Raw genomic sequence first — 9,687 nt, 5'->3', positions numbered from 1 at the left:
GCGCTTCAGCTCGCGCATCAGCGCCTTCTTCGTCACCGGCCGCGCGCCGTCGTTCTTCGAGTAACCCATCTCCTCGCGGCCGAAGAGGTCGGTCCCCGTGTTGCTGGTCATGACGATGGTGACGTCGCTGAACGACACGGTACGGCCCCGCGCGTCCGTCAGCCGCCCCGCGTCGAAGACCTGCAGGAACAGGTGCATCATCTGCGGATCCGCCTTCTCGATCTCGTCGAGGAGGAGCAGGCAGCACGGCGTCTGCCGCACGCGATCGGTGAGCTGGTTGCTGTCGTTGTAGCCGACGTAACCCGGCGGGGATCCGATGAGGCGCGAGGAGGCGAAGCGCTCCATGTACTCGGACATGTCGATGCGGATCATCTTCTCGTCGGAGCCGAAGAGCCACTCGGCCATCGCGCGCGCGAGCTCGGTCTTTCCCACGCCCGTCGGGCCGACGAAGAGGAAGACGCCGTTCGGCCGGCGCGGGTGGATCTTCAGGCCGCGCGCCGCCGTGCGCAGGAGCCTCGCGACGGCCGAGACCGCCTCCTCCTGGCCGACGACCCTCAGCCTGAGCGCCGCCTCGATCTCCTGGAGCCTCGTGTCGGCCGACGCGGCGAGCCGCGGCTGCGGCACGCGGGCGATGCCGGCGACCGCCGCGAGGAGGTCGTCCTCGGTGACCCTCGGCGCGGGCTCCCCCTCCCCCCGCGCCGTCCCTCCCCGCCCGAGCGCCACCCGGGCGCACGCGCGATCGAGGATGTCGAGGGCGCGATCGGGGAAGCTCCCCTCGCGCATCGCCCGGCGCATCGTCGGGAGCGCGCGCGCGAGCCCCGCGGCGTCGATCATCACGCCGTGGAAGGCCTCGTACCTGGGGATCGAGCCGACCAGGATCGATCGCATGGCGTCGAGATCGGGCTCCTCGACCCTGACGAGCTGGAAGCAGCGCGTGAGGGACGGGTCCTTCTCGATGTTCGCCTGGTACTCGTCGTAGGTGGTCGTGCCGACGACCTGGATCTCCCCTTTCACCAGCGCCGGCTTGAGGAGAGCGGCCGCGTCGAGGCCGCCGCCGCGCGCCGAGCCCGAGGCGATGACCGTCTGGATGTTGTCGATGAAGAGGATGGAGTTCTCGTCGCGGAGGTCCTTGATCAGATCGAGGAAGCGCTCCTCGAACTGCCCGCGGAACTTCGCCCCCGCCAGGATCGTCGAGATCGACATGAGGTAGACGCGCTTCATCGAGATCGCGGCGGGGACGCGCCCCTCGGCGATGCGCAGGTTCAGCTCCTCGACAAGGGCGCTCTTGCCGACGCCGGCCTCGCCGACGAGGAGCGGGTTCCGCTTGTCGCGGCAGCAAAGGATCTCGACGATCTCCGCGATCTCCGCGTCGCGGCCCACGATCGGGAAGTAGAGGCCGAGCTCCGCCTCGCGCGTCATGTCGGAGAGGAACTCCGCGAGCTTCGCCGGCCCCTTCACCCGCGCGCGCGCCAGCGCCTCGCGCGGTGCGCGCCGGACCTCCTCGATCTTTTCGCGCACGCGATCGCGCTTCCGCTCGATGAACGACGGCACGGGCTCGAGGCTGACCGCCCGGTCGTACATCAGGAGCGCCTTCGCGAAGTTCTCCTGCTCGCAGAAGAGATCGCCCAGCAGCTCGTAGGTCTTGCGCTGCTTCGGGTACCGATCGGCGAGGCGGTGGAGCGCGTCGATCGCTGCCTGCGCCTCCCCCTTCTTGGTGTACGCGAGGCAGAGCTGGTAATAGGAGCGGACGAGATCGGGGCGGAGCTTCAACGACTGCTCGAAGCACTGCGCCGACTTCTCGAAGTCGGCCTTCTGGTAGCAGCGGAATCCGTACAGCGCGTACGTCGCCGCGAGGAGCGTCGGATCGTCCGGCCCGATCACGCCCCGGTCGCGCAATTCCGAGAGGACCGCCTTGGCGCGCGCGTACTGCCCGAGCGACAGATACACCTCGGCGAGCGCGGAGGCGATGGCGGGCTCGGGACGCGGGGCGTCGCTCCCGTCGGTGGCGGAGACGTAGGCCGGCCCGCCCGACCCGCACGAGGCGAAGAGGAGCAGCCCCGAGTCCCCGTCGGCCAGGCAGAAGGGGAAGAGGTTCAGCGCCAGGTCGGCGCGGACCAGTTCGAGCCCGACTCCGTCGCACTCCTCGGTGCGCCGGAAGGCCAGATCGAGCCCCGACGCCAGGGCGCGCGCGAGGCGCGCCTCCGCGCCGGAGAGGTCGGCAGGTACCTCCGGGTTCACCCCGAACGAGCTGTCGCGCGCCTCGAGGAGCCGGCGATAGGCGTCCAGAGCCGCCGCGAGGTCGTCGCGCGTCGGGCGCGCCGCTCCGGCCGGGGAGGCCTCCGGAAAGCCCAGAAGCAGGCTCAGCCACGACGGGCGGAGCGTCGCGACGGTCAGGTGCAGGTCGGCGAGGCGATCGCGCGACGGCTCGGCGAGGTACTGCCTCACGCGGGCGCTCATCTCCTCGTCGTCGCGCGCCTCGCGGAACTGGTAGGCGAGAAGGATGTTCCCGGTCAGAAGAAGGAGACGATCGAGCCCCCGGGCCGGCTGGATCTCGTCCCGACCGTCGAGGGACTCCTCGGCCACCGGCGCGAAGAGGTAGGGATACCGCTCGTGGATTCCGACGACGCGATCGCGCGATGACATGGGGAGAAGCAATCCCTCCGGGGAGAGGCCCGTCGCTCCAGGAACGGGAATATATCACTCCCCCCGGGAGCGGCAACCTGTTGAAGGCCGAGATCTTATCGGCGGGATGTCTCGTCGAGGTGAAGCCTGAGCGCGCGGGCGATCCGGACCCCCACCTCCCCTTGAAGCTCCTCGACCGTCGCGGCGCGCACCCCCGTCATCGACCCGAACCGGCGCAGGAGTTTCTTCGCCGTCCGGGCGCCGACGCCGGGGACCTCGGTGAGATCGGAGGTCAGCGTGCGGCGCGAGCGCAGCGTGCGGTGGTACGTGATCGCGAAGCGGTGCGCCTCGTCGCGGATGCGCTGGATGAGATGGAGGATCGGCGAGGAGTGGTCGAGCCTGAGCGGCTCCGGCCTCCCCGGCACGTGGAGAAGCTCCTCGCGCTTCGCGAGAGCGGCGAGAGGGAGCGCGGTGACGCCGATCGCCTCGAGGGCCCGGCGCGCCGCCTCGAGCTGCCCGAGCCCTCCGTCGATGAGGCACAGGTCGGGGAGGTTCTTCCCCTCCTTCAGGACGCGCGCGTAGCGCCGGGTCACCACCTCGGACATCGAGGCGAAATCGTCCACCCCCTTCACCGACTTGATCCGGAAGCGGCGGTACTCGGACTTGCGGGGACGCCCTCCCTCCCAGACCACCATCGAGGCGACCGTCTCGGCCCCCTGGATGTGCGAGATGTCGAAGGCGTCGATGCGGTAGGGAACCTCCGGGAGGCCGAGCGCCTCCTGGAGCGCGTCGAGCACCTGCGCGCCGTGCGCGTGCGGGGTGCGGAACCTCGCCTCGAAGGCGAGCCGCGCGTTGCGCTGGACGATCTCGAGGAACCGGCTCTTCACGCCGCGCCTCGGGACCTTCACCTCGACCGCCGAGCCGCGCAGGCCGGAGAGCCACTCCTCGATGACCCCGGCTCCTTCGGGCATCGTCCCCGCGCACACCTCGGAGGGGACGTCGCCTCCCCGGCCGTAGTAGCGCTCGAGCACCTCGGCCATGAAGGCCGCGTCGTCCTCCTCGACGGCGTCGAAGCTGAACTCGCGGCGCGACTGCACGAGGCCGCCGCGCATCACGAAGAGCTGCACCATCGCCTGAGCCCCCTCGCGGTGGAAGTGGAAGAAGTCCTGGTCCTCGAGGCCGACGCTCGCGATGTGCTGGCGCTCCATCGAGTCGCGGATCGTGCGGATGAGATCCCGGTAGTGCGCCGCCTTCTCGTAGGTGCGCGCCGCGCTCGCCTCCTCCATCTTCCCGGTGAGCGACGCGAGGAGCGCGGGGCTGCGCCCCTCGAGGAAGAGCTCCACGTCGCGGACCGCGCGGCCGTACTCCTCGGCGCCGGCGAGGCCCGCGCACGGGCCCAGGCACTGGTCGAGCTGGTAGTAGAGGCACGGACGGGGGCGCGACCCGTCGAGGCGCTCGTGGCAGGTCGCGACCCTGAAGTACTGCTGCACCATCTTGAGGGTGCGGTGCGCGTTGCTCGCCGGAAGGTACGGGCCGAAGTAGCGGTTGCCGTCCGATCCGGCGCGACGCACCAGGGCGACGCGAGGAAACGAGTCGACGCTCGTCACCTTCAGGTACGGGAAATTCTTGTCGTCGCGGAGATCGGTGTTGTAGCGGGGCTGATCCTTCTTGACGAGGTTGTTCTCGAGGATGAGCGCCTCGACCTCCGATCGGGTCAGGATGATCTCGACGTCCTCCGCCTCCTCGACCATCTGGGCGATCTTCACCGTCAATCCCGCCGACTGCGTGTACGAGCGGACACGATCCCTCAGCGACTTCGCCTTGCCGACGTAGAGAGCCTCTCCCGCCGCGCCGCGGAAGATGTAGCAGCCGGGGTGATCGGGGAGGGAGCGGATCTTCTCGACGAGGCGGCTATCCATACACGATCTGCCGCTTGAGGAACGTGACACGATCCCGGAGCTCGGCCGCCTCCTCGAAGTCGAGCGCCTTCGCCCTCTCGAGCATGCGGGCCGTCAGCGCCTCGATCTCCGCCTCGAGCTCCTCCGTGCTCCCGTACGTCTCCACTCCTTCCGCGACCGCGCGCTCCTCGGGGAGCTTGAAGTAGTCGGCCTCCACGACGCGCCTCAGAAGATCGTCGATCGGCTTGACGATCGTCTCGGGGGTGATCCCGTGCTCGGCGTTGTACGCCGCCTGGATGTCGCGCCGCCGGCTCATCTCCGAGATCGCCTTCCGCATCGACTCGGTGACCCTGTCGGCGTACATGAGGACACGTCCCCGCACGTTGCGCGCGGCCCGCCCCGACGTCTGGATGAGCGATCCCTCGCTCCTGAGGAACCCCTCCTTGTCGGCGTCGAGTATGGCGACGAGGGAGACCTCGGGGAGGTCGAGCCCTTCCCGCAGGAGGTTCACGCCGACGAGGACGTCGAAGGCGCCCTTGCGCAGATCCCGGAGAATGCGGATCCGCTCCAGCGTGTCGATGTCCGAGTGCAGGTACTCGACCCTCACGTCGAGCTCGCGGTAGTACGTGCAGAGATCCTCGGCCATCTTCTTCGTCAGCGTCGTGACGAGCACGCGCTCCCCCACCGCCACGCGCTCGCGGATCTCGCCGAGAAGATCGTCCACCTGCGTCCGCACGGGGCGCACCACGATCTCCGGGTCGGTGAGCCCGGTGGGGCGTATCACCTGCTCCGCGACGATCCCGCCCGCCCTCGCGAGCTCGTACGGCGCCGGCGTCGCCGAGACGTAGACGACCTGCTTCACCCGCTCGTTGAACTCCTCGAAGGTGAGCGGCCGGTTGTCGAGGGCGGAGGGGAGCCGGAAGCCGTAGTCGACGAGGACCTTCTTGCGCGACTGATCACCGTGGTACATGGCGCGGATCTGCGGCACCGTCTGGTGGCTCTCGTCGAGGATCACGAGGGCGTCCGACGGCAGGTAGTCCATGAGGGTCGGCGGCGCCTCGCCGGGCGCGCGCCCGGTGAGATGCCGCGAGTAGTTCTCGATGCCGTGGCAGTACCCCGTCTCCTGGATCATCTCGAGATCGAAGTGGGTGCGCTGCCGCAGGCGCTGCGCCTCGAGGAGCTTCCCCTCGCGCTCGAGTCCGGCGACGCGCTCGCGGAGCTCTTCCCGGATCGACTCCATCGCCTTCAGGAGCCTCTCGCGCGGCGTGACGTAGTGGCTGTTCGGGTAGATGGGGACGCGCTGGAGCTTCTCGAGCGTCACCCCGCGGAGAGGATCGACGGCGGAGATCGACTCGATCTCGTCCCCCCACATCTCGACACGGATCGCCCGGTTCTCGTAGGAGGGGAAGATCTCGATGACGTCCCCGCGCACGCGGAACGAGCCGCGGTCGAGATCGGCCATCTTCCTCTCGTACTGGATCTCGACCAGCTTCCGGAGCATCGACTCGCGCGGGATCGTCCCTCCCGTCTCGAGGAGGAGCAGCATCCCGTGGTACACCTCGGGGGAGCCGAGCCCGTAGATGCACGAGACGGACGCCACGACGATCACGTCGCGCCGCTCGAACAACGAGCGGGTGGCCGAGTGGCGCAGCTTGTCGATCTCGTCGTTGATCATCGCCTCCTTCTCGATGTACGTGTCGGTGCGCGGCACGTACGCCTCGGGCTGGAAGAAGTCGTAGTAGGAGACGAAGTACTCGACGGCGTTCTCCGGGAAGAAGTTCCGGAACTCCTGGTAGAGCTGGGCGGCCAGCGTCTTGTTGTGCGCCACGATGAGCGTCGGGCGGTTCACCTCCGCCACGACCTTCGCCATCGTGAAGGTCTTCCCTGATCCCGTCACGCCGAGCAGCACCTGCTGGGAGGCCGACTCCCCGAGCCCCTCGACGAGCTGGGCGATCGCGCGGGGCTGATCGCCCGTCGGCTCGAAGGCGGCGACGAGGCGGAAGCGCTGGCTCAGGCTCGAGCCGGCCCCCGCGCGGTAGGGCTCCGGTTCGTACGTCATCGGAAGGGATCCTTTCGACGAAAAGTGGAAGCGCTGCTATGATTTGCGCGCTCCGGGGTTCGCCCGGGAGATTCTAACAGGGGATCCGATGCCGAGCCAGGAAGGCGGCGCCTCGAAGGCGCCGAAGGTGCCCCGCAAGAAGAAATCGCGCCGCCGCCGGCTGAAGATCGCGCTCGGGCTCCTCCTCCTCGTCGCCGCCGCCCTCGGGGCCGGCGTCGCGTGGATCATCAACCTCGATCTTCCGGACGTGCGCGCCCTCGAGGACTATCGACCCCCGACGCCCACCCGCGTCCTCGCCGCGGACGGCACCCCTTTCCACCAGTTCGGCGTCGAGCGCCGGGTGATCGTCTCGTACGACGAGATCCCGCCGGTGCTGCGGAACGCGATCGTCGCCGTCGAGGACGCGAACTTCTTCAAGCACGTCGGCGTCGACCCGTGGGGGATCGCGCGCGCCGTCATCAAGGACGTCGTGACGATGCGGCGCAGCGAGGGGGCGAGCACGCTCACGCAGCAGCTCACCCGGCGCCTCTTCCTCAAGCCGGACAAGACGTTCGAGCGGAAGATCCGCGAGATGGTCCTGGCGATGCAGATCGAGCGCACGTACACGAAGGAGGAGATCTTCACCTTCTACTGCAACCAGATGTACATGGGGCACGGGTACTACGGCGTCGAGGCCGCGGCCGGGCACTTCTTCTCGAGGCACGCGCGGGATCTGACGCTCGCCCAGGCGGCCACCCTCGCCGGAATCCTCCAGACCCCCGCGCGCATCTCGCCGATACGGAACGCCTCGCTCACGCTGAGGCGCCGCAACCACGTCCTCTCGCGGATGCTCGACGAGGGATACATCGATCGGCCGGCGTACGACGCGGCGACGAAGGAGCCGCTCGGCGCCGAAATCGCTCGGCCCGCCGAGGCGACGGCCGCCTATTTCGTCGAGGAGATCCGCCGCGATCTCGACGCCGGCCTCGGGCAGGACGCGCTCTACAGCCAGGGGCTCACGATCGAGACGGGGCTCGACCTCGCGCTCCAGCGCTCCTCGGAGGCGGCGCTCGATCGGGGCGTGCGGGCGATCGCGAAGCGCCGCCCCTTCCGCCTCCCGTCGTCGAACATCCTGAAGGAGCGGAAGGGGACGCTCGCCGCGTACGCGCACCCGGACTGGGATCGCGCGATCGAGCCCGGCGCGATCGTCACGGGGCTCGTCATGGACGTCGCCGAGAAGCGCGCGCTCGTGCGCGTCGGCAAGCGCTCGTTCGAGGTCGGCCCCGAAGGGGTCGCCTGGACCTCGAGGACGCCGGCGCGGATCTTCCGGCCGGGGGATCTGGCCCCGTTCCTCGTCGTCGAGCGCGCGGGTGCGCTCGCCCTCGAGCTGTCGGCGGAGCCCCTGTGCCAGGGAGCGGTGGTCGCCCTCGACGCGGCCACCGGCGAGATCCGCGCGCTGGTGGGTGGGCTCGACTTCGATCGCAGCCAGTTCGATCGCGCGGTCCAGGCGCAGCGGCAGCCCGGCTCCGCCTTCAAGCCGATCATCTACGCCGCGGCGCTCGAGGAGGGATGGAACGCCTCCGACGTGCTGCTCGACGAGCCGACGCTCTTCATGGATCCGCAGACCGGCGTCCCCTACCAGCCCGAGAACTACTACCGCGAGTACAACGGTCTGGTCACGGTGCGCTACGCGCTCGAACACTCGCTGAACATCCCGACAATCCGCCTCCTCAACATGATCGGCTACCAGCGCGCCGTGGAGCAGGGGCGCCGCATGGGGATCACGTCGAAGCTCCGCCCCTACCCGGCGCTCGGCCTGGGAGCCTCCGAGGTGAACGTGCTCGAGCTCGCGGCGGCGTACACCGCCTTCCCGAACATGGGGGCGACCGTGAAGCCGCGGCTCTACCGCCGGGTCGTCTCACCCGACGGCGCCGTCGTGAAGGCCCTTCCCGCCGGCGGCAGCGACGCCCTGAAGCCGGCGATCGCGTACCTGATGACGTCGCTTCTCAAGGGAGTGGTCGCGCGCGGCACCGCGACCGAGGCGGCGGCGCTCGGCGAGGAGATCGCCGGCAAGACCGGGACGACCGACGAGAACACCGACGCGTGGTTCGTGGGCTACTCCCCGTCGCTCGTCCTCGCCGTGTGGGTCGGGAAGGACGACAAGGAGCCTCTCGGGCCGAACGAGACCGGGGCGATCGCGGCGCTGCCGATCTGGATCGACATCATGCGGGGATGGCTCGCCGCGCACCCGGGGGAGACGTTTCGGCGTCCGCCGGGGATCGAGACGTACGCCGTCGACGCCCGCACGGGGCTCAAGGCCGACGTCGACTCCGGCTGCTCGCAGATCATCCTCGAGGACTTCCGGCGCGAGGACCAGGCGCCGCCCCTCTGCTCGAGGCAGGCGCACGCCCGCGCGCGCCTCCCCTACTACCTCCAGCGCTACCCCTGGGCCGACGACGGGACGATCGCGATGCGCGACGAAGATCTCGAGCGCATCGTCCGCGAGTCGCCGGGAGAGGTCGCCGTCGACGGGAGCCGGCTCACGTACCAGGGGCCGGCCGGCCCGCTCTCGATCCCCTTCCGGATCTACGCGCCCGACGATCCGGCTCTCGCCGCGCTCGCGGGCGCGCGCTCGGTCGTGGCCGAGGCGACGGCGGCGGGGCCGACGCCGCGCAACGCGGACTCCTTCTTCGGCCTCGTCTTCCCGCGCGATCTGACGCCGATTCCGGCCGACATCGCGACGCACCCGGCCGTCGGCCTCGACGGGCGAATCACCGCGCTCGTCCAGATCAGGTACCCGTAACCATTCTTGGGGCCTACGGTCAAGATCTAACCATCTGAGACGATCATGATGACCCGGCACCCGCTAGGACGTGCACAGGCGTCTACGAGAAGAACCGGGTCAAAGGCCCAGATAGATCGCGACTCTGTTCTCGCCCGCCAGTGCCACCGCCAGATCTGGTTTGCCATCCCTGTTGAAGTCGGTCACGACGATAGAACGCGGGCCATTTCCAACGAAGAAATTCGTCTGAGACGCAATGCCGCCCGCTCCGTCACCCAGAAGCAGCGTCACCGAGCCTGAGTTGAAATTCGTAACCGCAAGATCCAATAGCCCGTCACGATTCACGT

General features: G+C 69.2%; 5 protein-coding genes. 1 reads left to right on the top strand and 4 read right to left on the bottom strand.

Features of this window, described 5'->3' with window-relative positions:
- The 3 genes from HY049_01760 to uvrB form a co-directional block, all read right to left on the bottom strand.
- The coding region (locus tag HY049_01760; protein MBI3447637.1) for an AAA family ATPase at positions 1 to 2,643 on the bottom strand (2,643 nt) is incomplete at its 3' end.
- Between the two features lie 95 nt (positions 2,644 to 2,738).
- Complete coding sequence (gene uvrC, locus HY049_01755) at positions 2,739 to 4,541, bottom strand: excinuclease ABC subunit UvrC (protein ID MBI3447636.1); 1,803 nt, start codon at positions 4,539 to 4,541, stop codon at positions 2,739 to 2,741.
- Positions 4,534 to 6,534: an excinuclease ABC subunit UvrB gene (gene uvrB / locus HY049_01750; GenBank protein MBI3447635.1), complete on the bottom strand. Its 2,001-nt coding sequence runs from the start codon at positions 6,532 to 6,534 to the stop codon at positions 4,534 to 4,536. Before uvrB ends, uvrC begins: the two co-directional genes overlap by 8 nt.
- Positions 6,535 to 6,667: 133 nt before the next feature.
- On the opposite strand from uvrB, the gene HY049_01745 reads away from it, so the two are divergent.
- Positions 6,668 to 9,361: a PBP1A family penicillin-binding protein gene (locus HY049_01745; GenBank protein ID MBI3447634.1), complete on the top strand. Its 2,694-nt coding sequence runs from the start codon at positions 6,668 to 6,670 to the stop codon at positions 9,359 to 9,361.
- Between the two features lie 99 nt (positions 9,362 to 9,460).
- Here HY049_01745 and HY049_01740 read toward each other — a convergent pair.
- Positions 9,461 to 9,687 (bottom strand): VCBS repeat-containing protein (locus HY049_01740; protein MBI3447633.1); only part of this gene is annotated, 227 nt, incomplete at its 5' end.

The organism is Acidobacteriota bacterium, from assembly GCA_016195325.1.
In the GTDB taxonomy this organism is placed as follows: domain Bacteria; phylum Acidobacteriota; class Polarisedimenticolia; order JACPZX01; family JACPZX01; genus JACPZX01.
The sequence above is the reverse complement of the archived record's forward strand: the minus strand, read 5'-3'. Positions and strand labels throughout refer to the sequence as shown.

Excerpts from the sequence above, each read along its gene's own strand:
- HY049_01745 (MBI3447634.1), top strand. The coding sequence starts at position 6,668 with ATGCCGAGCCAGGAAGGCGGCGCCTCGAAGGCGCCGAAGGTGCCCCGC.
- uvrC (MBI3447636.1), bottom strand. The coding sequence starts at position 4,541 with ATGGATAGCCGCCTCGTCGAGAAGATCCGCTCCCTCCCCGATCACCCC.